Source organism: Marinobacterium nitratireducens (assembly GCF_014645375.1).
Lineage (GTDB): Bacteria > Pseudomonadota > Gammaproteobacteria > Pseudomonadales > Balneatricaceae > Marinobacterium_A > Marinobacterium_A nitratireducens.
Genome location: NZ_BMLT01000005.1, coordinates 97768 through 122035 on the forward strand (window position 1 = coordinate 97768; position 24268 = coordinate 122035).

Below are 24268 nucleotides of genomic sequence, written 5' to 3' on the forward strand. Positions count from 1 at the left end.
AAATACACAGGGCGCAGGGTATCGCCGGATTCGTCCAGGCTTACCCCGCAATAGGGGATCAATCAGGGACCGGGATCAGCGACGCCCATGTATTCGCTGGCAAGGCGCCCAGCAGCTGTTGTGCTCTGGCCTGGGTCCGCCGATCCTGATGTGCTGCTCGGGACTCCCAGCAAAACGCCCCGAACCTGCTTGTCTCACTATAGCACGCTCTGGCCACACCCCCCGCCAACGGACAGCTCTTTCGCTGTTGATCGGGGGCTGCTGCGAATCAATCGACTGTGAAAGCCCGGCCACAGACAGGGCCACTGCCCGGCCGCTGTGCCTGCCAGCGGCCGGACAACGAACGAATCTGTCTCGGAATCGATATCAAGGGGGCACTGCAGACGGCCCGAAGTGTCCAAAGCGTGAAAGCGGTGCGCAATGGCGGCGAATCAAGCCACAACCATGCAAGGTCATTGATCCAGGTGCTGCCTCACGAATCGCACAACGGGAGAGAAAGGCAGATGCTGTATTTCGCTGTTCTATTTTTTATCGTCGCCGTGGTCGCAGGGCTACTGGGCTTCACCGGTGTCGCGGCGGGCGCCGTCGAGATCATCAGAATCCTGTTCGTCGTCTTTGTCGTACTGTTTTTCGTCTCGCTGATCAAGGGGCTGAAACACCGCAGATGACGTCCGCCCCGCGCAACTACCGGCAGGGATGAGCCACCCACGCCAAAGGATTGCCGCCATTTCAGCATCCTGACCCGCCCGCGCATGACTCCCGACGAGGCTCCGGCTGCAGAGGTCGTTGGGACCTGTTCGACAGCCCCAGATCAAAGTCCCGCCAAAACCGAAAAAATCCGGAGCCAGGCCTTTGACAGGCAACCGGCTCGATCGATGGCACTTCGGCCAAAATCGCTTTGGTCGGCCATGATGGCATCATCGGAATTGCCCTCACACGGCCGCGATACGGGCGCCGACCGGCTCACGGCCGCCGGATGACAGCCCCGGTGCGCTGGTATAGACTGAAAGCGAGTCATCGTGAAACAGCATTACAGCCTGACTTAACGACCCTCCCACTTCTCCCGCGTGTCGATGGGAACCTCGTCTTCTTGCCGCGCCGACCGCACCTTTGAGCTGCCCATCGCTGTTCGAGCAGGTTTCGAGCACGCCGCCCCTGGAGGGGAACATGATTCGAGAACCGGCATCACGTTCGTCCGTGCTACCGACGACCCGCTTTGATGCCATCGTCCAGAGTCTCGGGGATGCCCCGAATCTCGACAGCGCCCTGTACGGTATCGCCAAAGACGTGCGCAATGTCTTTCGGGTCGATATTTGCCTGCTCTATCTCTCGGACCCCGCGCAGCAGGGTCTGCAACGGCTGATGGCCAGCGACGGACTCGACGCCCATGCCGGCCCTCCGCTGCCACACGCCTTCGCCGACGCGCTGGCCAACCTGGTGGCGGAGCGCTCGGAACCGGTCAACCTCTGCGATAGCCAGGCCCTGCCCGCTCACAGGAGCGGCAACTGTCAGGGCTACCTCGGCGTTCCCGTGATGCATCAGAGCGCCCTGCTCGGCGTACTGGTCGTGCAGAAAAAGGCGAAATACCGCTTCAGCGAATCGGAGCTGGCATCGCTGGCCACCCTGGCCGCGCAGATCGCGGGCGGCATAAAACTGGCTGAAGCCCGCAGCAGCATCAGCGCCAGCGCTGCCGGCGACCAGGCCGCAGCCCCTTTTTTCGAGGGCGTTATCGGTGCACCGGGTATTGCCAACGGCACCGGGCATGTCGTCTACAGCAGGGAAAAACTCGAACAGGTTCCGGACCGCCCGGTCACCGATATCGAGGCCGAGATCGCAGACTTTCAGGCAGCCGTCGGACAGGTGGCTCAGGAACTTGACCGGATAGCCGAGGAACAGGGCGCGGGACTGATGCCCGAAGACCGGACACTGTTTCGGGCCTACGCCATGATAGCCCGCAGCGACGAACTGAAAACGAGCACACTGGCCGGCATCCGCAACGGCAACTGGGCAGCCGGGGCTCTGCGCGACAGTATTCGGGAACACGCCCGCTACTTCGAAGCCATGAACGACCCCTATTTACGGGAACGGGCCGATGACATTCGCGATATCGGTCGCGCCCTGCTCAACGCGCTGAAGGCGCGGGACCCGGTCGAGGAGCGGTATCCCGCACGTACCATCCTCGTTGGAGAGGACCTCAGTGCCCTGGACCTGGCCGCCGTCAAGGGCGGGCGCCTGGTGGCGGTGATCTCGGGGCACGGATCGAGGCTTTCCCACCTGGCAATTCTGGCCCGCTCCATGGGTATTCCGGCGATCATGGGGCTGGCCGACACCCTGCCCCTTGCCAGCCTCGACGGCAAGTCGCTGATCGTCGACGGCTATCGGGGCCGGCTCTACGTCGAGCCCGACGCCAGCCTGCAGCGGGAGTTCCGCAACCTCGCCGCGCGCGAGCGCCGGCTGTCGAAAAAGCTACGTCACCTGCGCGAGCAGACCGCGCAAACCTCCGATGGCTTCAGGGTCCCGCTATACACCAACGCGGGCCTGCTGTCTGATCTCAATCCATCGCTCGCCGCCGGCTCCGAAGGCATCGGCCTCTACCGCACCGAATTTCCCTTCATGGTTCGCGACAGCTTTCCGACAGAAGAGGAGCAGTACCTCCTGTACCGTCAGGTGCTCGAAACCTTTCACCCCCGACCGGTGACGCTGCGCACACTGGATATCGGCGGCGACAAGCCGCTGAGCTACTTTCCGGTAAAGGAAACGAATCCCTTCCTCGGCTGGCGCGGTATCCGCATTTCGCTCGATCATCCCGAGATGTTTCTGACACAGATCCGGGCCATGCTCAGAGCCAATCGCGGGTTGAACAACCTGAACCTGCTTTTGCCGATGATCAGCCGGGTCGAAGACCTGGACGAAGCACTGGTACTGATTCAGCGGGCGCAGCAGCAGCTGGAGCAGGAAGGCCTGTCGATCACCCGCCCGCTTGTGGGCGCGATGATCGAGGTGCCATCCGCCGTCTACGTGGTAGAGGCACTGGCCAGGCGGGTGGACTTCCTGTCGGTCGGCACCAATGATCTGATTCAGTACCTGCTCGCGGTCGACCGCAACAACGAGCGCGTCGCCCGTTGGTTCGATGCCCTCCACCCCGCCGTGATTCAGGCGCTGCTTCGCATCATCCGGGCAGGCAGGCGCAGCGGCACACCGGTCAGCGTCTGCGGTGAGGCGGCTGGCGATCCCGCCGTGGCGCTGCTGTTGATCGGCATGGGCGTCAGCAGCCTCAGCCTGAGCGCCGGCGACCTGCCGCGGATCAAGTGGGCTATCCACTCCTTCAGCCGGCAACGGGCCAGACACCTGCTGCGCCAGTCACTGAAACTCGAGCAGGCCAGCGCCATACGCGCCCTGCTGACCCAGGCCCTCCGCGACGCCGGCCTCAACGCCCTGGTGCATCCGGGGAACCGCGGCTGATGCACGCGCGGGGCATGCACAGTGCGCAGAGCCACTACTGGGTCCAAGGTGCCGAACCGGCTTGCAGAGACGGTGCCCGCCCTGCCACGCGAACCTGACAACTGACCGGTTGTCCGAACGACCGGGCGTGGCCGGGACCGCTCAGAGATAGCGATCGAGCGAACACTCCCAGCCGACCGAGCGGGCGCCAATCCATTTCACCACTGGAAGAGGCGCACAGCTCTGAACATTGTCGCCTTACCAGATCCCGAACAGGTAGCCGCGTTTATGTGCCGAGCCGGTGGCCGCCGAAACCTGGCTGTTTCTGACGGTGATGCGCGATTTGCGCTCGCGGCACCACTGATACAGGGCCTCTTCCATTGCCCGGCATATTGTTCGGTGCTCCTCGTCGTTCCCCAGATCATTCAGCTCGTCCGGGTCATGCGCCAGATCGAACAACTGCGGCTGAAAGTGCTCGTAATGGACGTATTTCCAGCGCCCGTCGGTCACCATCCAGGCGTTGGCCTGATCGGGTGCGAGGCCCAGCTCGAGACGCGCCGGCCGCCAGGCGTAGTCGCATTCGCTGAATGCATAACGGCGCCACTCGGTCGGCGACGCCCCCTCGATCACCGATTTCAGGGACCGCCCCTCGAGAATATGATCGAATTCGCCACCCCCGGCATAGTCGACGAAGGTGGGTACAAGATCGATCGCCTCGACCAGCCGCTCCGACCGCTGTCCCCGGGTGGCATCCGCCGTGGTCGAGGGGTCGACGACGATCATTGGCACAGCGACGCTGGCTTCGTGGAACAGTTCCTTTTCCCCCAGCCAGTGGTCGCCGAGGTAATCGCCATGGTCGGAGGTCAATACGACCAGCGTATTGTCCAGCTCACCACGTGCCTCGAGGAACGCCATCAGCCGGCCGATATGATCGTCGAGCTGCGTGATCAGCCCCATATAGGCCGGTATCACCCGTTCCCGGACCTCATCGCGGGCGAAGGATTCCGATTCCGGATGTTTCATGAAGGCGCCGACAACCGGGTGCGGCTGTTCGAGCTCCTGCTTCGACCGGGCCGCCGGCAGTACATCGTCCACGCCATAGAGCTCGTGATAGGGTGCCGGCGCCATATAGGGCCAGTGCGGCTTGATATAGCTCAGGTGCAAGCACCAGGGCTCGCCCTCTGACTCGGAGATAAAATCCATCGCCCGGCGGGTGGTATAGGCGGTCTCGGAATCCTCCTCGCGCACGCGTGCCGGCAGATGGCAGTTGCGCATGCTCCAGCCGCTGAGCACCTCGCCATCGTCGCCTTCAGCGGAATTGGCAAAGTCATGCCATGGGTTGTGGCTTTCATAGCCCTGGCTACGCAAATACTCGTTGTAGCGCAGGTCGGGATTGACGGACTGATCGGGGTGCAGACCGTCATCGCGTTCGTAGGGCTCAAAGCCGCATTCGCTGATCAGCACGCCGCGCGACGAGTCGGGATCGACACCCAGCCGCTGCATCCCCTCGACATCACGTCGCATATGGGTCTTGCCCACCAGTGCCACGCGATACCCCTCGGGACGCAGATAGTCGCCCAGGGTTCTTTCATCGACACGCAACGGCACATTGTTGTAGCTCGCTCCGTGGCTGGACGCATAGCGGCCGGTGTAAAAGGACATCCTGGAGGGGCCGCACACAGGCGCCTGACAGTAGGCGCGCGTAAAGTTGACGCCACGTGCAGCCAAGGCATCGATATTCGGCGTGCGGATGGTCGGATGGCCGTTGCAGCCGAGATAGTCGGCCCGCAACTGATCAGCCATTATGAAGAGGATATTGGGTTTCTTCGCCATGTTGGAACCTGGTAAGCCATTAACTTCGACGCAGATCACTTTCTATTGACAGAGGCGGCGGCACAACCGAGCATTTCACTCAGTGAAAATAAAAAGGCAAGCACACCATGGTCAAACCGATACAAGCACTCGCCAGGGGATTGACGGTCGTCAATGCGATCAACAATGCGGCGGGACCGGTCAGCCTGGCTGATCTGCATCGGGTCACCGGCATCGATCGCGCCACCCTGCTGCGGATTCTGACCACCCTTGGACAGGAAGGTTGGGTTTACCGCGGTATGGGCGACCGCCTCTACCGTCTCACCTACAAGCTTCACGAACTCGGTGGCCAGGTGCAGATCAGGGACGCCATGGCCCAGGTGGCCGCGCCGGTGCTCGAGCGGCTGCAGCAACAGTTGCACTGGCCCTGCGATATATCGGTATTCGACGGCGACAGCATGGCCATTATCGAAACGTCGCGCTCGCGCAGCCCCTTCGTCCTGAACCGGGAGGTGATCGACTATCGCCCCAGCATGCTGAAATCTGCAATCGGACGCGCCTACCTCGCCTACTGCGATGACCGCCTGCGCACCACCATCCTTCGACGACTGAGCGAGCAGGGGGGCGAAGAGGGTCGGTTGGCAAAGGATAGCGTTTATATCGAACGGATGCTGAGTGAGGTTCGAGAGCGTGGTTATGGCGTTCGGGACCCCAGCATCAAATCTTTGCCGTCCGATACCGAGGAGGAGTTCCGCGCCATTGCCCTGCCGATTCTGGTAAAGGGAGAAGTCCAGGCCTGCCTGAGCTTTGTCTGGATGAAATCCGCCTATCCGGATCCCGACATCGATCAGGTTTTCTACGCGAAACTGCGCCCCGGCGCCGAAGAACTGGCACAGCTGTTCGAGCAGCACCAGTTATACTGATCGGGCCCTGCCTGAGCGGCACGCGATGGAGTATTCACCAGGTGAAAAGCCTGTTGGGCATTTCGACCGGGAAAACCTACAGTCAGCTCACAAGCTGTTCGTTTCCATCCGACCGTTCAAAAGACTGGGGTCAAAATGATAATAAAGACCGACAATTCGCTCATCGCACAGGTTGCACAGCATCTACGCCAAGGTCTTTTTCTACTCTTTGCCGCGTTGCTGGTAGTTGGAACCCTTTATACTGCCCGCTTCGGCATCTATGACGACGCCCTGGTGCGCGTCGGTGGCCTGGCGCTGGGCATCCTGCTCCTGTTGAGCCGCCCCTCTGCCAAGGCCGGCGTGGCCCGCGTGATACTGGATCTTGGGCTCTGCGTCCTGTTGATCGCGGCGCTGGTTCGCTACGCGATGATCGCAGAGGCGCTTGAAACCGGCCTTTACTTCCTCGAACCCATCGACGTCGCACTCGGCGTCGGCGCTCTGATCGTATTGCTCGAGATGGCGCGCCGCATGGTGGGGTTACCGCTGGTGCTGGTGTGCGCCGTTGGCATCGTCTACGGTCTCTTCGGGGACCAGCTCGGTGGCATGCTCAGCCACTCCGGGCTCACCCTGCCCGATATGACCTTTACCCTCTGGTACAGTTTCGACGGCGTATTTGGCCGCCCGCTGGCGGTTGTGGTCAGCACCATCATCATCTTCATCATCTTCGGTGCCCTGCTTGAAGTGCTGGGGGCCGGCGACGTCCTGCTGAAACTGGCCATGCGCAGTCTCGGCTGGTTGCGCGGCGGTGCGGCCCATGCCGCCGTAATGGCCAGCGCGCTGTTCGGCTCGGTCTCGGGCAGCGCCGTCGCCAACGTCGTCGGTACCGGCGTCGTCACTATTCCGATGATCAAGCGCAGCGGCTTTTCCGCCCGTTTCGCCGGCGCCGTCGAGACGGCGGCGTCCAGCGGTGGCCAGATCATGCCGCCGATCATGGGCGCCGTGGCCTTCATCATGGCCGACCTGACCGGCATCCCCTATCTCTATATCTGCCTCGCCGCCCTGGTGCCGGCAATCCTGTATTACGGCAGTCTCTTCGCCTGTATCTCCGCCGAGGCGCGTCGCGCCGACATCGAACGGCCGGACCCGGCGACCATCCCGCGCTTTGGCGGACGTGACTGGCTGATGCTGTCGGTCTTCGTCGTGCCTTTGGGACTGATCATAGTGCTGCTGATCGGCGGCAAGTCACCCGCTCTGGCCGGTTTCTGGGCCACCGTTGCCGCGCTGGTACTGGGCCTGGCACTCAACCCCAAGACCCGTTCACTCAAGGCGCTGCATCAGACCCTGTCCAGCGCTGCATCGGCCAGCGCCACCATTCTGGTCGCGGTAGGCGCCGTCGGCATCATCGTTGGCATCATGAACCTGACCGGCCTGGGGCTGCGTTTTGCCACCGCCGCGCAGGCACTGTCAGACGGCTCTCTGCTGATGTCGCTGCTGCTGATGGCCCTGGCCTGCCTGGTCCTCGGTATGGGCATGCCGACGGTACCGGCCTACCTGATCATCATCCTGGTCATGGGTCCGGCCGTGGAAGCACTGGGCGTGCCGACTATCGCGGCGCACCTGTTCGTGGTCTATTTCGCGGTCATGTCGGCGGTGACGCCCCCGGTGGCGCTGGCAGCATTCGCGGCGGCATCCATCGCCCAGGCCAACCCGATTGGAATCAGTGTGACGGCTGTACGGCTCGCCCTGATAGGCTTCCTGGTTCCCTTCGCCTTCGCCTTCAACCCGTCGCTGCTGCTTATCGCCGACTTCTCGCTCAGCGAGTTCTGCTGGATCCTGTTGCGACTCGCCGTGGCGATCTGGTGTCTCGCGATTTTCGCCCCGCGTGGCGTGGTCTGGACACTGGCAGCGGTTCTCGCCGCAATCTGCCTGATCCTGCCATCGCTACCGCTTCAAGTGGCGTCTCTGCTGCTGATAGTCGCCGCCGAGCTGGTCTACCGCAGTCGCCGCAAGACGGCACGCTGCGCCAGCTCGCCGAAAAGCAGCGCCTGAATGACAGCTCCAATGCAATCCAAAACCGCCCGACAACAATAAGGAGAACAGTATGTTCCAACAACTGCATAAGAAAGCCCTGGGCCTGGCCGCAGCGGCCGCGGTGGCGGCCTTCACGGCGATGCCGATCGCCGCTGCCGAGAATATGCGTCTTTCGACACTGGGACCCGGTACATCACCCTATGTCGTCATGAATACCTTCGCCAATATCATCAACGAGCAACTCCCCGAGTACAGCATCGAGGTGAATGCGACCGGTGCCGCGACCCGGCACTCGATCGAGACCGCCATGGGGCGCTCGCAGTTCTTCATGTCTTCCCCCAACCTGCACCACCTGATGCAAACCGAAGCAGGTCCCTATGCCAAGGTCAAAGGGGCCGCCAAGCAATCGGAAAAACTGCGGGCCCTGTTCAACTTCCCGATGGGCTACTACCACGTCGCGACTTTTGCCGACTCCGGCATCGAGAGCTTCGAGGATTTCAAGGGCAAACGTATTTTCCTGGGCCCCCCGGGTGGCGTCGCCTACCAGACGTCCCAGCTATTGATCGAAGCAATGACCGGATACAAGGCGGAAGAAGACTATGATGTCGTCACCCTGGGCTGGGACGCAGCCTCGCAAAGCTTCCAGGACGGTCATATCGATGTTTACTTCAACCCCACTCTGCCTCCGAGCCCGATCATGACCCAGGTCGTCATGACCAATAAAATCCGACTGCTGGGCGTGCCGGAAGAGCAGCTGGAGAACCCGAAGCTCGCGCAACTCCTGCAGAGACCGGGCTATCAACTGGGCGCTATCCCGGCAAACGTATATGGCGAAAATCAGGTTACCCAGGGCGACGTCCGCACCATCAGTGTCACCGTGGGTATCGTCACCAACGCGTCTGTAGCGGATGAGACCATCTACAAGATGACCAAGGCGTTCTGGGAGAATATCGACGAACGCGCGCAACAGACCCGTTTGTTGAGCAATATTCAGTTGGAACGTGCGTTTGAACAGCTGAACATTCCGCTTCACCCTGGCGCAGTGCAGTACTACCGAGAGCGCGGGCTGGATATCCCGCAGAATCTGACGATCCAGTAAAAATGCAAAAAGTGCTCTTTTGCCTGTTGAAGCCCATTTTCAGGGTCCAGCGATTATCAAGCTGACATGAAAATGCCGCTCAATCGTTCCGATTGACGGAGGCATCGACGGTAATCGAGCACTCAGAAACCTGCGCATATCGTTTAATTCCAGGAGTATTGAATAATCCCACCCGCTATTAAACGATAAAAATCAAAGAGGCAGGGATGCCTTATGGATTGCCCAGGAACCTTCGAATAATTCCCAATAAGGCTCTGGCCTAGACGGCATCGAGACGCCGTTTCGACGGCACCCCGGCGGCCTGTCGAGAAGCTGCAACAATGAGTCCGGCTCGCGCTGAAAGCCCCACAGGCCGGGCCCTGAAGCATGCCTATGCGTTGCTGCAGTGCTTGACAAGGAGCAGGGCCAAAGTGCCCGTGAGTTCGGGTGTTGCCTGCACGCTTCAGGACCCGCAGAGACCAAATGGGACTTGCTCTCAGGTTCCCTGGTTAATATTAAGGAGACCGATAAACACCTTTACGATCTACTTGAAACAGGCGCCTCCATTATCCCCTCAAGCCCATATGTCTTGAGTGCCAAAATTTTATTCGAAAGGCGAAAACCTGAAATCAGGTTAGAAGCCGCGCAATTAAAAACCCATACATTCTGAACACCAAAACAGAAGAAGGTCACACAATGAAAATAAACAAAGCCACCGGGCTTATTGTCTCTGCATGCCTTTTTTCAATTGCGATGGAATCCGTGGCCAGTACGGAGCCCAAGGTATTCGGTATGATCAGCGTCGGCGCCGTCGATGACGAAAAGGACTTCGAAGCCGAAGCCTACGAGCTCGAGTTTGGCATTAAGGGCGTCTACGAGCTCGAAGGGTTCAAAGCCGCTTATCAGCTTCTGGTCGACGTGTCTGATGCCGCCAATGCCGACGAGGATACCGATGGCGAGGATGAAATCCATGTGCGCCAGGCTTCGGTCGCCTTCCCAACCCGCTACGGCAGCTTCGTGATCGCGCCCCGTTCCGTCAGCGGACAGTTCCGCAATATCTACGGCGGCCTGCGTAAGTTCGAATACAATGAACCCCACGCCAACACCCCGGCCGCCGGCGGCAAGATCTTCGAGCAGCCCGACGAGGGACAGAATGTACTGGCCTACGTCAGCCCGAACTGGAACGGCTTTCAGGTCGTTGGCGCCTCGCTGCAGATCAACGAGGACAACGGCGAGGATCACGACGTCATCTCGGTTCGCGCACTGTACTGGGGCGACAACTGGAACGTCGGTATAGGCCGCGTCAGCGTCGACCAGGAAGTTGGCCCACCTGGAGCCGACCACAACTACAACCGCGACTCCATCGGTTTTGCCTACAACCTCGACAAGCTGGAACTTGGTGGCGTCTACGAGCTCAACAGTGACCGATTCGGCGGCGACGATTCCAAAGTCCTCGGTGTCGCAGCCAAATACCACTTCAGTCAGGGCTGGTCGTCATCGCTGGGCTACTTCGACAAAGACTACGATGACGACGACACCGGTACCGACGATAGCCTGCTGGTGCTGAACTTGAAAAAGCAGCTGGAGAAAAACGTCAGCCTTTGGGCCGAAATCGGCGAGTACGACGAAGCCGAGGACAATATCGCCGTGGGCGTGAACATCGCATTCTAACCGCCGTCTCCCCGGATTCAATGCTTGCCCCGCTTAGGCGGGGCTTTTTGGGTTCATTGAGCTTTACTGTCGAAAAACGTTTTCAAGGCCGCAGAGGCAAGCGCAGCGCCGCCCGGCGAAGTGCCGCCCAGACCGAAACAGGCGAAAAGCAGCAGCAGGATGGCTGAGGCCGCGCTGGCATCGGGCTTCCGGTCAGCTGCTTGTATGTCGCGGCGCAACCCATCAACACGCAGCAATGAGCTCAAGAGCGCACCGAAGCCCGTTGGCGGGCCCGGATCATACTGCCGTGCAGGCCCAAACCCATTCCGGATTGCCGGGTTGGCTTTTAACCTGTACCGACACGACAACGCTCACAGATAGCGTTTCTTACTGCCGGTCGGGGCTATCGAAGGCACGGCGCCATTCCTCCAGTATCAGCTCTCGCTTCATCTCGTCAGTCTGCACCAAAAGCGGCACTCCCAGCGGAATGGGTCGCAACGGGCTGTTGAAGGTGAGCCGTAGCCGGCTGGCGCCGGTTTCGCCGACGATATCGCCGCGCACCGGATAGAGACTGGCCTCGTCGGCCAGCACCTGCTGACCCTCGTCCGACAGCAGGAAGTCGAGAAAGCGACGCGCATCCTGCGGGTTACGGGCCATTTTCGGCACGAAGGCGGTGCGCATGATGACGGTGGTGTAGTCCTCGGCCAGCACCACCGTGAGTAGCGGGTGGCGCTTGGCCCAGGCATGGGCGTAGGAGCCGAGCACGTTGTAGGCGATGACGATATCCCCCCGCACCAGCGCCCGGAGCATCGCCGCGCTGCTGGTGAACAACCGCGCCTCCTGCGTCGCAAACAGCTCCAGCAGCCGGCCGTTGCTGGCGGTTCTCTGGTTGTCGTGAGACCAGACCAGGTAGCCGATGCCGACCCGTTCGATATCGAAGGTGCCGATGCGCCCGCGCACCTGGTCGCCCTTGCGCCGGATCAGGTCGATCAGCTCGGCACGGCTGGCAGGCACGGACTCGTTGTCGAGAAAGCCGGTATTGAGCACGAAGACCGCGGGCTCGTAGGTGATGCCGAAGATCTCGTCGCGCCAGCGCGCCCACTCGGGCAGACGGCCGGTTTCGGCCGAGCGGTAGGGGTGGGCATAGCCGTCGTTGACCAGTTTCACCTGCAGGTCCATCGCCGAACTCATCACCAGATCGGGCGTCTGCGGGTAGCGTTCGAGAAAGGCGTGATAGAGCTCGAGGGTGCCGAATTCGTGATAGCGCAGGCGAATGCCCGGGTACCGGCGCTGAAACGCCGCGAGCACCGGCTTGATGGCAGCGAAGTCGGCGCCGGCATGGACCTCCAGCACCGCGGTTTCCCGGCCCGCCGCCGGCAGATCGTGAAGCTCCTCGGCATCGACCGAACAGCTGACAAAGGTCGCCAACAGGCACAGCAGTGCAGCACCGATCAGCTTCATGACAGCCTCCCTGACGGAAAATGGACCTCGACAATGAGGCCTTGCGGCGTGTTGTCCTTCAGGCGCAGGCTGGCCCTGTGGTGCCCGGCGACTTCCTGAACGATGGCCAGCCCGAGACCGGAACCGGAGCGGCTGTTGCCGGGACTGCGGTAGAAGCGCTCGAACACCAGCGGTTTCTCGGCATCAGGAATACCCGGGCCCCGGTCGGTGACGCTGAGCAGCACCCCGCTCCCGTCCCGCTGCAACTTCACCTGTACGTCGCTGCCCGGCTCGCTGTAGCGGATGGCATTCTCGACCAGGTTCTGGAGCATTTGCCTGAGGGCGAAGCGGTTACCCCTGAGCTCGATCCCCGCTGTGCCGTCGTATGCCAGCTCGACATCACGTTCCAGCGCCGGCACCGCCAGATCACGGCACACGTCCAGCACCAGCTCATCGAGCGCCAGCCGCTCGTCCTGCTCGCTGCGCAGCCGGTGCGTCAGCACCGCCTGCTTGAGCAGCTGATCGACGGTGTCGCTGAGCCGGTCGGCAGACTCTATGACCTGTCCGAGCTGACGCCACCGTAACGTCTCGTCTTCCTCGGCGCGCGCATTCTGAGCCTGAGAGCGCAGCCCGGCCAAGGGCGTGCGGATCTGGTGTGCCGCTTCGCTGGTGAAGCGCTGCAACCGGTTCAAGGTACCGCCGAGCTGCAGCATCAGGTGATTGAGGGTCTGCACCAGCCGCGAGATCTCCCGCGGCACCGCCACGTCCAGTGGACTCAGATCCACCGGGGACCTTTGCGCCAGCGCCCGGTTCAGCCGCTCGAGCGGCCGCAGCGTCATCCAGATACCGGCCGACACCAGCAACAGGGCAATCAGGAACAGCACCGCAACCAACTGCACGGCGCGCAGGCTGATCTCGCCGGCCAGAGCCTGCCGGGCTCGCGTTGTCTGGCCCAGCTGGATGCGAATGGTGCCGCTGAAGTCGGTCTCGGTCAGCAGCCGGCTGAGCACCAGAAAGCGCACCGGCTCGCCGCCATAGGCGGCATCGAAGAAATACTGGCGGAAGGCGTCGCCGGAATGACGCACATCGGTTTCGACCGCCGGCAACGGCAGGTCGGCATATCCGGTGATATGGGCGTCGCCCGGTCCGAGCACCCGATAGAAGACACGGTCTTCGGGCGCCAGCGCCAGCGTCTCGAAGGCGGCACGCGGCAGATCCACCACCACACGGCCGTCATGCAGGCCGATGTGTTCGGCGATCTGCAGCGCCGCACCGGTCAACAGCCGGTCATACGAAAGCCCGGCGGCGCGCTGGCTGTAGCTCTGGGCAGCCCGCAGCGCGAAAATGGAAATGACACCCAGCAGCATCAGTGTCAGCAGCAGAAGCTTGCGGCGGATCGACCAGCGCGCCGGCTCAGGACGACGGAGTCTTAACCACATAGCCAAGGCCCCGCAGGGTGCAGATCTGCACTGAACTGTGCTCCATTTTCTTGCGCAGGCGGCCGACATACAGCTCGATCGCGTTGGCCCCGGGCGTCTCGTCGAAGCCGTAGAGGTGGTCGATCAACTCCGTCTTGCTCAACACCCGACCGGTGTGGCTCATGAACACTTCCAGCAGCCGCAGCTCCCGCGGCGCCAGCTCGACGAGTCGACCATCGATCCGCACCTCGCAGGCCCTGCGATCGAGCTCGGTATTGCCCAGCGTCAGCAGATCCCGCGCCTGCCCCTGACTGCGACGCAGCAGCGCCCGGCAACGGGCGTCGAGTTCGCCGAAGTCGAATGGTTTGGTGAGGTAGTCATCGGCGCCAAGGTTCAACAGTGCGATGCGGTCCTCGACCTGCCCGCGCGCCGTCAGTATCAGTACCGGCGCGGGATCATCGCGGCGCCGCAGCTTTTCCAGCACCCGCTCGCCGCCAAGCCCCGGCAGGTTCAGATCCAGTATGATCAGATCGAACGACTGTTGCGCCAGCACCCGGTCCGCCAGGGCCCCATCGGCGACCCAGTCGACGGCTTGCCCCTGCTTCTGCAAGTGCCGGCTGATGGCTTCTCCGAGGGTGCTGTCATCCTCGACGATCAGAACTCTCATCGCGGTCTCCACCCATCTCCGCCTTGATCCAGCGTACGAAGCGCTGAATGTCCGGCCGGTTGAAGGTATTGCGTGTGCATATCAGATAGTAGTTGTGTTTGGCCCGAACGCTGATCTCGAACAAGCGAACCAGGCGCCCGGCTCGCAGGTCGTCGGCCGCCAGCACGCTGCTGCCAAGGGCAATTCCCTGCCCGTCCATCGCCGCCTGCAATACCATGCTCGACATGCTGAAACGCGGCCCGTTGACCACCTCGACTCCCGCGACACCGGCCGCTGACAGCCACTGATTCCAGCCCGGAAAGTCGCGGTCATCGGCACGCCCCTCGAAATGCAGCAGCGTCTGGCCGGCCAGGTCCGACGGGTGCGCGAAGCGATGGCCGCGCTCCAGCAGCCGCGGGCTGCAGACCGGGAAGAGTTCCTCGTCGGTCAGCAGCTCAAGATGCAGCCCGCGCTCCTTCGGGGGGCCGTAGCGGATCGCCAGGTCCACGTCCTCGAGGGAAAAGTCCACCAGCCGCGTCGACGCATCGACCCGCAGGTCGATGTCGGGATGGCCGCGGCGGAACAACTCGAGTCGGGGCAGCAGCCATTTGGCGCCGAACGACGGCGCCACGCTCACCGTAATGAGCTTCTGGTTGCCGAACTCCTGCGCCTTGATCACGGCCTGGTTCAGCAGTTCGAACGCCTCCTCGACGAATGGCAGAGCCTCGCGTCCGGCTTCAGTCAACCGCACGGACTTGTTCATACGCTTGAACAGATCGACGCCGATGAATTCCTCCAGCAACTTGATCTGCTGGCTCACGGCGCCGGTCGTCACATGCAGCTCGTCGGCCGCCTTCTTCAGGCTCTCGAGCCGGCCGGCGGCCTCGAAGGTCCGCAACGCCTTTAGCGGCGGCATCCGTCTCATCACCCGCTCCTCAATATAGAAAATATAAACAACTTTAACACCAGGCGCTTCGGTGACACCCAAGTCCAGGAAGCCGAAGTCCGTCTTCGCACGATGATTTTATATTTAGCTATTCTAGTCCTACTCGCACCAAACCTCTACCCAGGCCCGACCGCACCCCTGCGAAGACGAAAACTTGAGCCCGCATCGAGGCGCCGCTCCGACATCTTTCACTGCGCTGAATCATGACGAATGATAACTACTATATAATTGTTTTTATTGAAGAAATTATCTATCGATCTGCATCTACGAATACCTTATCAAGTCTACTCAAGCCTTTATATTTGCTCTTGATTTTCAGACCGATCTACTAAGGATCGAAATGTCAGTTTATTTTTTCTATACCAAAAATAAAAAATATATGGTTTGTCCGGTTTTTGAGGCAGGCGTATCTTGGTTATCAGCAGGGCTTAGGGACAAAGCCAGCACCGCTCTAGAGCTAGAAATTTTAAACCACAGCGGACCGCTCAACCGAGACCAAGACCATGCAGACAGCCATTCCCTGCACCATGATGAGAGGCGGCACTTCCCGTGGCCCCTATTTCCTCGCCACCGACCTGCCGGCCGACTGGGCCACTCAGGAGCAGGTACTGCTCGCCGCGATGGGCTCGCCCAACCGTCAGCAGATCGACGGTATCGGCGGCGGCACTTCGCTCACCAGCAAGGCCGCTATCCTGTCCCGCTCCAGCCATCCGCAAGCCGATGTCGACTACCTGTTCGCCCAGGTCGGCATCGACAGGCTGTACGTCGATATCGCCCCGTCCTGCGGCAACATCCTCGCCGGCGTCGGCCCCTTCGCCATCGATGCAGGCCTGGTGAAGCCGGTCGGCGACGAAACCGTCGTGCGGGTGCGCAACGTCAACACAGACAAGCTGATCGAGGTCCGCGTAAAGACGCCCGATGGTCAGGTCGAATACGAGGGCGACACCCGCATCGATGGCGTCGAAGGCACTGCCGCGCCGGTGCTGCTGAACTTTCTCGACGTCGCCGGCAGCAAGACCGGCAGACTGTTACCCACCGGCAACGTCTGGGACCTCATCGAGGGCGTGCCGGTCACCTGCATCGACGCCGCGGTGCCGATGGTAATCATCGCCGCTCACTCGCTCGGCAAGACCGGCGCCGAATCCAAGGCCGAGCTCGACAGCGACAGCGAACTGCTGGCGCGGATCGAGAAAATCCGCCTGGCCGCCTCCTGGAAAATGGGCCTCGGCGATGCCAGCGGCAAGGTGGTGCCGAAGGTCGCACTGGTCAGCGCGCCGCGCAACGGCGGCACCCTGACGTCGCGTTACTTTGTCCCGGACAACTGCCATGCCAGCCACGCCGTGACCGGCGCCATCTGTGTCAGCGCCTCGGCATTGCTGCCCGACTCGGTCTCGGCCCCGCTGGCCGCGCCGGTGGCCGCCGACGGGCAGGTTCGACTGGAACATCCGAGTGGCCAGATCGATATCGTGCTCGACAGCGCGCTGACGGCCAACGGTATCGAGATCCGCCGCGCCGGCGTCGTGCGCACGGCCCGCCGACTGTTTCGCGGCGAGCTCTATGTGCCGGGTTCTATCTGGGCCGGCAACCATTGCGAAGCCTCCTGAGCCGAAAATTTCACACCCGGTATCCGATTGACAGCTTGATGACAGCTTCAGGGGATACCGTAAAGCCATGCCGGACGCTCGACCTCATACCTGATCCGGCCAAAACAATAAGAGATCCGAACGATGAATAACTCGAAAACGACTTTCATTGCCAACGTCACCCGCTCACTCCGCACGTCAATTGCCGCCGTTACCCTCGGCGCCGGCGCCCTGACGCTGTCATCCGCCGCCCTGGCCGTCGACTTCGACGGTGATCGCATCGAAATGGTCATGCCCTTCAAGGAAGGCGGCGGTTCCGACACCTGGGGCCGTTTCTACGCTCCGCTGGTTGCAGAGCAGCTGCCGGGCAGCCCGGTGATGGTGGTCAAGAACATTCCGGGCGGCGGCTCCACCAGCGGCGCCAACCAGTTCCAGCTGCGCGCCAAGCCGGATGGCCGCGATGTCCTGGCTTCCTCGGCATCGACCATGTTCCCGTACATCCTTGGCGACAGCCGCGTGCGCTACGACTACAAGGACTGGGCCGCGGTGCTGGCATCGCCCACCGGCGGCGTCGTCTACGTCAGCGCGGACCTGGGTATCGACTCGGTCGCGGATATCGCCAAGCTCAAGGGCCAGGATATGAAGTTCGCCAGCCAGGGCGCCACCAGCATGGACCTGGTGACACTGCTCGCGCTCGACCTGCTGGACATGGACGTTAAGGCCGTCTTCGGCATGAAGGGCCGCGGCGAAGGCCGACTGGCATTCGAGCGTGGCGAAGTCAACATCGACGCCCAGACCACCTCGGCCTTCATCAAGAAGGTCCAGCCACTGGTTGACGAAGGCAAGGCCATCCCGCTGTTCAGCTACGGCGTGCTGGGCAAGGACGGCAAGATCAAGCGCGACCCGAACTTCCCGGACCTGCCGCATTTCGTCGAAGCCTACGAGATGGTGCATGGCCAGGCGCCGGACAGTGAAGCTTTCCGCGCCTGGAAATCCTTCTTCATCGCCGGCTATGCGGCCCAGAAAGGCCTCTTCCTGCCCAAGGGCACGCCCGAAGACGTCGTGCAGGCCTACAGCGAAGCCGTGGCGAAAGTCATAGCCAAGCCTGGCTTCGAGACCGAGGCCGAAGACGTGCTCGGCAACTACGAGCAGGCCGTCGGCAGCGATGCCCAGATGATGTTTGCCGAAGCGCTGAAGATCGACGACGCCGCCAAGGCCTGGATCATCGACTGGCTGAACAGCCGCTACAGCGCCGGTCTCTGATCGAGCGCCAACTGATTCCTACAGGCACCTCAGCGGGCTGCGACCGACAGGGTCCAGCCCGCTCCTTCCCAAGGTGATTCCCATGATTGAGACTATTGCTTCCTCGCTGCTGACCGTACTCAGCATCGAGCATATCGCCTATCTCGCCGGCGGTGTCTTTCTTGGCCTGATGATCGGTATCTTCCCGGGACTCGGCGGTATCGCCGGCCTCTCGCTGCTGCTACCGTTCCTCTATGGCATGGAACCCATCTCCGCACTGGCGATGCTGATCGGCCTGGTTGCGGTGATTCCGACTTCCGATACCTTCACGTCGGTGTTGATGGGCATTCCCGGCTCCAGCGCCTCCCAGGCCACCGTGCTGGACGGCTTCCCGATGGCCAAGCAGGGCCACGCGGCCCGCGCCCTGGGCGCCGCCTTCAGCGCCTCGCTGCTGGGTGGCCTGCTAGGCGCCCTGCTCCTGACGGCCTTCGTTCTGATCGCCCGCCCGCTGATCCTGGCATTCGGCTCCGCCGAGCTGTTCATGCTCACTTTGCTGGGACTCAGCATGGTCGGCGTACTCGCCGGCAACAGCCTGGTAAAAGGCATCAGCGCCTGCGGTATCGGCGTGCTGCTGGGCAGCCTCGGCGCCGCCCCCGCCACCGGCGAATACCGCATGTCCTTCGACAACATCTACCTGATGGACGGCATTCCGCTCGTCGTCGTCGGCCTTGGTATCTTCGCGATTCCTGAAATCATCGACCTGCTGCGCCAGAATCGCGCCATCAACGAAGCCTCGGAACTCGGCAGCGGCTGGTTCGATGGCCTCAGGGACGTCATCCGCAACAAATGGCTGGCAATCCGCTGCGCCGTAATCGGCACGCTCGTCGGCGCCCTGCCGGGCCTCGGCGGCAGCGTCGTCGACTGGATCGCCTACGGCCATGCCGTTCAGACCACCAAAGACAAGCCCGACTTCGGTAACGGCGACGTGCGCGGCGTGATCGCGCCCGAATCCGCCAACAACGCCAAGGAGGGCGGCGGCCTGGTGCCGACGCTGCTGTTCGGCATCCCCGGTTCTGGCAGCATGGCAGTGTTCCTCGGCGGCATGGTGCTGATCGGCCTCGAACCCGGCCCCGCCATGGTCGGTGCGGAGCTCGGCACCACCTACACCATCGTCTGGTCGCTGGCTCTGGCCAACGTCATCGGCGCCGGTTCCTGCCTGTTCCTGTCTAAGTGGGTCTCGCGCCTGACGCTGATTCCCTACGCGCTGATGGCGCCCTTCATGCTGATGGTGATCTGCTTCGCCGCTTTTCAGGCCACCCGCAGCCTCGGCGATCTGGTCGCGCTGCTGGCGATCGGCGTGCTCGGCGTGCTGATGAAACGCTTCGACTGGCCCCGCCCGGCCTTCCTGATCGGCTTCGTACTGGCCGGCGGCATGGAGACCTATCTGTACCAGGCGATTCAGTTCGACGGCTGGTCCTTCCTGACCAAACCCGGCGTGATGATCATTGCCTTCATCACCGTACTGTCGGTCTACTTCGCCGTCCGCGCCAAGCGCAACAGCGGTGACGACAGCACCGAAGCGCCGGCCGCCGCTGAACCGCCGCGCCGTCGTGCCCGCAACCTGAAACCGCAGGTCATCTTTGCCGCGGCGGTGGTCGCCTTCTTCGGCTTCGCGCTCTACGACGCTTTCCAGCATTCGTTCCTCGGCGGCGTCTTCACCGCCGGCATCAGCGGCCTGATGCTGATACTGTCGCTGACGGTACTGGTCAAGCTGCTGCGCGGCCAGGTTGACGACCCGGTCAACTTCGATAACGAGGTCGAAGCAGGATACGACAGCGACAGCACCGTGGCTCGCCTGCCGCACTACCTGTACTGGCTCACGGCACTGATTCTCGGCTGTTACCTGTTCGGTTACCTGATCGCCATTGGCCTGTTCTTCGTTGTATTCCTGATGACCAAGGCGCGCACCTCGCTGCTCAGGACCCTGTCGTTGACCGGTGCCGCGCTCGGGTTCCTCATCACCCTGGCCCATCTGATGGTGCTGGACCTTCCCCGCGGCCTGCTGCAGGACCTGGTGCAGATGCCCTGGCCCCTGAGCTGATCTGAAAACCCGATCGGCTTTTGCCGGAGTGTCATTCGACATCTCCGGCAGCAGCCCTGTATCAAGAGCCGCAAAGGCGATTCCCCGTTGTAAGAGGATCCATCAATGCTAAAAAAAATCTACAAATCAGCTGGAACTCTGGTAGTCATGGCCACTCTGGGCGCGATTGCCTCTAATAGTGCAAGCGCTGAAAACCTGTGGGCAGGAGAGGAGATAATTGAAGCCAGAGGCTACCCTGCTATCACAAAATTCATTAAGGGAGATTCCAGCGAGCCCCTGATCGTTTTCATACCCGGCGCCCATCATAGCGCACGTATCTCATATGGGGGCCACACCGGAAGTGAAGAAGACAACTTTCTTTCTTACTGGCTTAACAAGAAGGGCTATAACTTCTTGGGGATATCATACCCGATAGAGACCAAAAGCGGGGCCATGGATAATGCTTATCCTAACTTCACCATTCGAGACTGGGGCGCTCAGGCAGCTGAAATATCACTTCGAACAATAAAAGAGAACAACCTTAAAAACCAGGTAATCATACTGGGCTGGAGCATGGCCGGAAAAATAGTCCAGGCATACTCTGAAGCTGCAAATGAAATCGAACTAAAAATCGATTTTTACACGTCTCTTGCTGCCACTCCACCGCTTCCCGGCATCATCACGATGAACAAGTCAGTGAACATGACTTCTACCGGCTTAGCAGATCGTTCTCAGGACATCCCGAAGTGGTTCAAACAAATCGATGCAAACACCCTGGCTAATGGCGGCGATGCCATTATTCCATGGGAGATTTATGAGACAGAATATACGGGAAATATTTCGATCCAACAGCAGGGATATGGCCTTCGATATCGCGAAGGTCAAAATCAGTTCGTACGTGATCACTGGGAAGATATTCAAGACGCAAAAGGCTACGAATACGGCAGCATGCCTCTAGTTGCAATGATCACTCCAAGCTCCGAAGCAGACATACGTCATACATTGACTGATACTTCCACCTGGAGTCTCTACAACGCCAACAAAATTCTAAGCCTATACAAGGAAGTAAATAAATCCAACACCATCTCAGAAACAGACGTCGCCTCGCTCAAAGATATAACTCAAAAATCTTCGACCACCTTGGCGAGAGAAGTAAAAGGAAATCATTTTTTCTTTGTTGGGAGGCACGGTGCCAAAGAGACAGCAGACGCAATTAGTGAACTCGATGAGCGCGTAGAGAAATTCAAAACCGAATTGGCGGTGATACTAGGTGGTAACGACGTAACTCAAGCTAAAAACTGAGTCAAAATCATCAGCATCGTTTGCATAAGAAGTCAGAGTATAGATGGGTAAGACCTCAATCTAATATTCGCAACAAACTTTACGCAGGAGCCAGTTGGCAGCAACCCTTCCCCGCGGCCTGCTGCAGGACCTGGTGCAGATGCCCTGGCCCCTGAGCTGACGAGAGTAACGTATGAACACGCCAAAAATATTGTTGATGCCGCTGTCGAGCAGCGGCGAGGCTTCCGAACGACTGCAGGGAGCGCTGGCGGTGGCAAAGTACTTCGGCGCCCAACTGCAGGTGCTGCATGCCAGCGCCCATCCCAGCCGCTTCGTACCCCACGAAATCGCAGGACTGTCACGCCAGTTCATGCAGGAGCTCGAGCGGATCGCCGATACCCAGTCGCGCCAGGACGCCGAACAGCTGCGCGAGCTGTTTAAGCAGCTGGCCGATCAGGGGGGCGTCACGATCAGCGAAGAGTGCCTGCCGGACAGCGCTTGCGCCTGCTGGCATGAAGTCGAGGGGCTGCGCAGCGAACTGGTCGCACGCCGCGGCAGAGTCGCCGACCTGCTGATCATTCCCCAGGGCAGGAGCGGCGCAATCAGTGCGACACTGGAGGCCGCGATCCTGCAGAGCGGCAGCCCGGTGCTGGTCATGCCACGGACGCAGACCGGCTTCGACCCGCAGCGCATCGCCATTGCCTGGAACGGCAGCCCCGAGGCGTCACGGGCGGTGCGCAGTGCCCTGCCACTGCTGCGTGGTTGCGGCGACGTGCGGATACTGACCCATGAAACCACCTCCGACCGGGTTCCCGGTTCGGAGGCGCTGCAAGCCTATCTGCAAAGCCACGGCATCGACGCGAAAACGCAGCGAGTCGAACACCGTCACCGCAGCGATGGCGCCGACCTGCTCGAGGCAGCCCAAGGCGAGGACTGCGACCTTATCGTGATGGGTGCCTACAGCCACCACCGCCTGCAACAGCAGGCATTCGGTGGCGTTACCCGCCACCTGCTGCAGCACAGTCCCATACCGCTGCTGCTGAGTCACTGAAACCATTCCACACTGTCCGGTCACAGCAATCAGCCACCGCCGGGCAGTGACCCACCACAGTGCAACCAGGGGAGGAGCGATGATCGGATAACGCTGAGACAAAGTACTACAGGTTGTGAAAACCTTGGGATAATCACATTAAACCTGTTGATTGGCACCAGCCCTGCATTGCAGGGCTATCCCGGCACATTGTAGACACACCGAACCATCGCAACACAGGCGTCGCCTCCCCTCAGCTGAAGTTGCGATCAGCAATTCATGAACGCCCTGCCCCGCCGGCACCACCTGGCCGGAACGCCAGTTTCCCGGATTGAACCCGACGCCGAACAGCGGTGCTATCGCTCCGCGCATGAACGGTCCACCGACAAACAACTCCAGCGGATCGACAACACTCCTGAACCTCGCAAAAGTCGCCGTTTGCCGGACTCAGGCGACGTTAGCTTGCGCTTCGCGCAGCACCTGCTTGGCAATGTTCAACTGGTGGATCTGGCTGGTACCTTCATAAAGGCGAAACAGCCTGATATCGCGGTAGAAACGCTCGATGCAGCTGTAGTCAACCACGTAACCCGAGCCGCCGAACAGCTGCACCGCGCGATCGGCGACGCGGCCGCACATTTCCGACGCGTAGTACTTGCACATCGACGCAGCCTTGGTGACGTCTTCGCCGAGGTCGCGCTTGCGTGCAGTGTCCAGGACCAGTGCCCGCGCCGCACTGATCTCGGTTTCGCAATCGGCGATCATCGCCTGCACCAGCTGGAAGTCGGCCAACGGCTGACCGAACTGACGGCGCGCCATGACATGCCGGACGGCATCTTCGAGCATGCGGATAGCGGGCCCGGTGCAGAGCGCCGACAGGTGCAGCCGCTGCTTGTTCAACACCTTCATCGCGGTGCGGAACCCCTGGCCCTCGACGCCGCCGATCAGGTTCGCCGCAGGCACGCGGCAGTCCTCGAAATAGACCTCGGATACCGGCGAGCCGGATTGCCCCATCATTCGATAGGGCTCTCCGGTGCGCAGCCCCGGCATGGTCCGCTCGACGAGAAAGGCGCTGATACCAAGATGGCCCGGCTCGTTGGGGTCGGTACGGGCAAGCACTGTGAACAGGTCGGCGATCGGCGCGTTAGTGATAAAGCACTTGGCGCCGTTCAACACGTAGCTGTTGCCGTCGCGCACCGCCGTGGTCGCCAGCGCGGTAGCATCGGAGCCCGCCTCCTTTTCGGTCAGCGCAAAACAGCCGGTCCACTCGCCCGACGCCAGCTTGGGCAGATAGTGGCGCTTCTGCTCTTCGATGCCGTCGGCCACCAGCGCCTCGGAGCCGATTCCGGTATTGGTGCCGACCCGCGCGCGAAACGCCACCGAACACTGCGACAGCTCCATTGCGGCCTGCACCAGCTCCTCGGTCGTCAGCCCAAGGCCGCCATAGGCTTGCGGGATGCTCCAGCCGAAGAAGCCACGCTCGCGCAGATCCGCGACCAGGTCCTCGGGTACGACGCCATCCTGCTCCACCCGATTCTCGTTGGGGATGGCGACCGTCCGGACCCAGGTCCGGATTTCGTCGAGCAACTGGGACTGACGTTGCTGATCACGAATCATCTTATTGTTCTCCGATAGAATATTTTTCGTTCGACTAGGCGCCAGGGCAGACCGCCTGCCGGATCGCTGCTGCG

Annotated in this window: 18 protein-coding genes; 11 read left to right on the forward strand and 7 right to left on the reverse strand. The window is 61.3% G+C overall.

The annotated features are described in order from the left end of the window. Window positions 1-503 precede the first annotated feature (503 nt). Together IEX85_RS10830 and ptsP are read left to right on the forward strand one after the other, a co-directional pair. Window positions 504-668, forward strand: a complete 165-nt coding sequence (locus IEX85_RS10830; protein ID WP_188860614.1) for a DUF1328 domain-containing protein — start codon at window positions 504-506, stop codon at window positions 666-668. Window positions 669-1167: 499 nt separating this feature from the next. Next, a complete protein-coding gene (ptsP, locus tag IEX85_RS10835) occupies window positions 1168-3462 on the forward strand; it encodes a phosphoenolpyruvate--protein phosphotransferase (RefSeq protein WP_188860615.1) in 2295 nt (764 codons plus the stop codon). A gap of 237 nt (window positions 3463-3699) precedes the next feature. Here ptsP and IEX85_RS10840 read toward each other — a convergent pair whose 3' ends face one another. Then, a complete protein-coding gene (locus tag IEX85_RS10840) occupies window positions 3700-5274 on the reverse strand; it encodes an alkaline phosphatase family protein (protein WP_188860616.1) in 1575 nt (524 codons plus the stop codon). A 107-nt stretch (window positions 5275-5381) separates the two neighbouring features. On the opposite strand from IEX85_RS10840, the gene IEX85_RS10845 reads away from it, so the two are divergent. From IEX85_RS10845 to IEX85_RS10860, 4 genes are all read left to right on the forward strand, one after another. Then, window positions 5382-6176 carry a helix-turn-helix domain-containing protein gene (locus IEX85_RS10845; protein WP_188860617.1) on the forward strand — a complete coding sequence of 265 codons (795 nt, stop codon included), beginning with the start codon at window positions 5382-5384 and terminating at the stop codon, window positions 6174-6176. A gap of 135 nt (window positions 6177-6311) precedes the next feature. Next, window positions 6312-8204, forward strand: a complete 1893-nt coding sequence (locus IEX85_RS10850; RefSeq protein WP_188860618.1) for a TRAP transporter permease — start codon at window positions 6312-6314, stop codon at window positions 8202-8204. Window positions 8205-8256: 52 nt separating this feature from the next. Continuing rightward, window positions 8257-9285 carry a TAXI family TRAP transporter solute-binding subunit gene (locus IEX85_RS10855; protein ID WP_188860619.1) on the forward strand — a complete coding sequence of 343 codons (1029 nt, stop codon included), beginning with the start codon at window positions 8257-8259 and terminating at the stop codon, window positions 9283-9285. A 732-nt stretch (window positions 9286-10017) separates the two neighbouring features. Continuing rightward, window positions 10018-10935, forward strand: coding sequence for a porin (locus IEX85_RS10860; protein ID WP_268238079.1), 918 nt, complete (start codon window positions 10018-10020; stop codon window positions 10933-10935). A 53-nt stretch (window positions 10936-10988) separates the two neighbouring features. Here IEX85_RS10860 and IEX85_RS10865 read toward each other — a convergent pair whose 3' ends face one another. The 5 genes from IEX85_RS10865 to gcvA form a co-directional block, all read right to left on the reverse strand. Beyond that, complete coding sequence (locus IEX85_RS10865) at window positions 10989-11180, reverse strand: hypothetical protein (RefSeq protein ID WP_188860621.1); 192 nt, start codon at window positions 11178-11180, stop codon at window positions 10989-10991. Window positions 11181-11301: 121 nt separating this feature from the next. Then, the gene (locus IEX85_RS10870; RefSeq protein WP_188860622.1) at window positions 11302-12375 is read right to left on the reverse strand and encodes an ABC transporter substrate-binding protein; all 1074 of its coding nucleotides are present in this window, start codon (window positions 12373-12375) and stop codon (window positions 11302-11304) included. Next, on the reverse strand, window positions 12372-13793 hold the full coding sequence (locus tag IEX85_RS10875) for a sensor histidine kinase (RefSeq protein WP_188860623.1): 1422 nt from the start codon (window positions 13791-13793) through the stop codon (window positions 12372-12374). Before IEX85_RS10875 ends, IEX85_RS10870 begins: the two co-directional genes overlap by 4 nt. Beyond that, entirely contained in the window at window positions 13768-14439 is a 672-nt protein-coding gene (locus IEX85_RS10880; RefSeq protein ID WP_188860624.1) for a response regulator transcription factor, read from the reverse strand. The genes IEX85_RS10875 and IEX85_RS10880 overlap by 26 nt, the downstream gene beginning before the upstream one ends. Next, the gene (gene gcvA, locus IEX85_RS10885; RefSeq protein WP_188860625.1) at window positions 14414-15343 is read right to left on the reverse strand and encodes a transcriptional regulator GcvA; all 930 of its coding nucleotides are present in this window, start codon (window positions 15341-15343) and stop codon (window positions 14414-14416) included. The genes IEX85_RS10880 and gcvA overlap by 26 nt, the downstream gene beginning before the upstream one ends. A 524-nt stretch (window positions 15344-15867) precedes the next feature. Between gcvA and IEX85_RS10890 the strand changes: the two genes are divergently transcribed. From IEX85_RS10890 to IEX85_RS10910, 5 genes are all read left to right on the forward strand, one after another. Continuing rightward, window positions 15868-16968, forward strand: a complete 1101-nt coding sequence (locus IEX85_RS10890) for a 4-oxalomesaconate tautomerase (RefSeq protein ID WP_188860626.1) — start codon at window positions 15868-15870, stop codon at window positions 16966-16968. A gap of 123 nt (window positions 16969-17091) precedes the next feature. Then, window positions 17092-18210, forward strand: coding sequence for a Bug family tripartite tricarboxylate transporter substrate binding protein (locus IEX85_RS10895; RefSeq protein ID WP_188860627.1), 1119 nt, complete (start codon window positions 17092-17094; stop codon window positions 18208-18210). A gap of 82 nt (window positions 18211-18292) precedes the next feature. After that, on the forward strand, window positions 18293-20290 hold the full coding sequence (locus IEX85_RS10900) for a tripartite tricarboxylate transporter permease (protein ID WP_188860628.1): 1998 nt from the start codon (window positions 18293-18295) through the stop codon (window positions 20288-20290). 105 nt (window positions 20291-20395) lie between these two features. Next, window positions 20396-21571, forward strand: a complete 1176-nt coding sequence (locus IEX85_RS10905; protein ID WP_188860629.1) for a thioesterase domain-containing protein — start codon at window positions 20396-20398, stop codon at window positions 21569-21571. Between the two features lie 172 nt (window positions 21572-21743). After that, window positions 21744-22601 (forward strand): universal stress protein, encoded by an 858-nt coding sequence (locus IEX85_RS10910; RefSeq protein WP_188860630.1) that lies wholly within the window; start codon window positions 21744-21746, stop codon window positions 22599-22601. Window positions 22602-23027: 426 nt separating this feature from the next. Here the strand turns inward: IEX85_RS10910 and IEX85_RS10915 are convergent, their stop codons facing one another. Beyond that, the gene (locus IEX85_RS10915; RefSeq protein ID WP_188860631.1) at window positions 23028-24194 is read right to left on the reverse strand and encodes an acyl-CoA dehydrogenase family protein; all 1167 of its coding nucleotides are present in this window, start codon (window positions 24192-24194) and stop codon (window positions 23028-23030) included. Window positions 24195-24268: the final 74 nt, after the last annotated feature.

What these genes read in the sequence shown, in the direction of transcription:
- IEX85_RS10910 (WP_188860630.1), top strand. Translation starts at nt 21,744, where the DNA reads ATGAACACGCCAAAAATATTGTTGATGCCGCTGTCGAGCAGCGGCGAG.
- IEX85_RS10860 (WP_268238079.1), top strand. Translation starts at nt 10,018, where the DNA reads ATGGAATCCGTGGCCAGTACGGAGCCCAAGGTATTCGGTATGATCAGC.
- gcvA (WP_188860625.1), bottom strand. Translation starts at nt 15,343, where the DNA reads ATGAGACGGATGCCGCCGCTAAAGGCGTTGCGGACCTTCGAGGCCGCC.
- IEX85_RS10875 (WP_188860623.1), bottom strand. Translation starts at nt 13,793, where the DNA reads ATGTGGTTAAGACTCCGTCGTCCTGAGCCGGCGCGCTGGTCGATCCGC.
- IEX85_RS10855 (WP_188860619.1), top strand. Translation starts at nt 8,257, where the DNA reads ATGTTCCAACAACTGCATAAGAAAGCCCTGGGCCTGGCCGCAGCGGCC.
- IEX85_RS10840 (WP_188860616.1), bottom strand. Translation starts at nt 5,274, where the DNA reads ATGGCGAAGAAACCCAATATCCTCTTCATAATGGCTGATCAGTTGCGG.
- IEX85_RS10890 (WP_188860626.1), top strand. Translation starts at nt 15,868, where the DNA reads ATGCAGACAGCCATTCCCTGCACCATGATGAGAGGCGGCACTTCCCGT.
- IEX85_RS10880 (WP_188860624.1), bottom strand. Translation starts at nt 14,439, where the DNA reads ATGAGAGTTCTGATCGTCGAGGATGACAGCACCCTCGGAGAAGCCATC.
- IEX85_RS10900 (WP_188860628.1), top strand. Translation starts at nt 18,293, where the DNA reads ATGATTGAGACTATTGCTTCCTCGCTGCTGACCGTACTCAGCATCGAG.
- IEX85_RS10845 (WP_188860617.1), top strand. Translation starts at nt 5,382, where the DNA reads ATGGTCAAACCGATACAAGCACTCGCCAGGGGATTGACGGTCGTCAAT.
- IEX85_RS10905 (WP_188860629.1), top strand. Translation starts at nt 20,396, where the DNA reads ATGCTAAAAAAAATCTACAAATCAGCTGGAACTCTGGTAGTCATGGCC.
- IEX85_RS10915 (WP_188860631.1), bottom strand. Translation starts at nt 24,194, where the DNA reads ATGATTCGTGATCAGCAACGTCAGTCCCAGTTGCTCGACGAAATCCGG.
- IEX85_RS10830 (WP_188860614.1), top strand. Translation starts at nt 504, where the DNA reads ATGCTGTATTTCGCTGTTCTATTTTTTATCGTCGCCGTGGTCGCAGGG.
- ptsP (WP_188860615.1), top strand. Translation starts at nt 1,168, where the DNA reads ATGATTCGAGAACCGGCATCACGTTCGTCCGTGCTACCGACGACCCGC.
- IEX85_RS10850 (WP_188860618.1), top strand. Translation starts at nt 6,312, where the DNA reads ATGATAATAAAGACCGACAATTCGCTCATCGCACAGGTTGCACAGCAT.
- IEX85_RS10895 (WP_188860627.1), top strand. Translation starts at nt 17,092, where the DNA reads ATGAATAACTCGAAAACGACTTTCATTGCCAACGTCACCCGCTCACTC.
- IEX85_RS10870 (WP_188860622.1), bottom strand. Translation starts at nt 12,375, where the DNA reads ATGAAGCTGATCGGTGCTGCACTGCTGTGCCTGTTGGCGACCTTTGTC.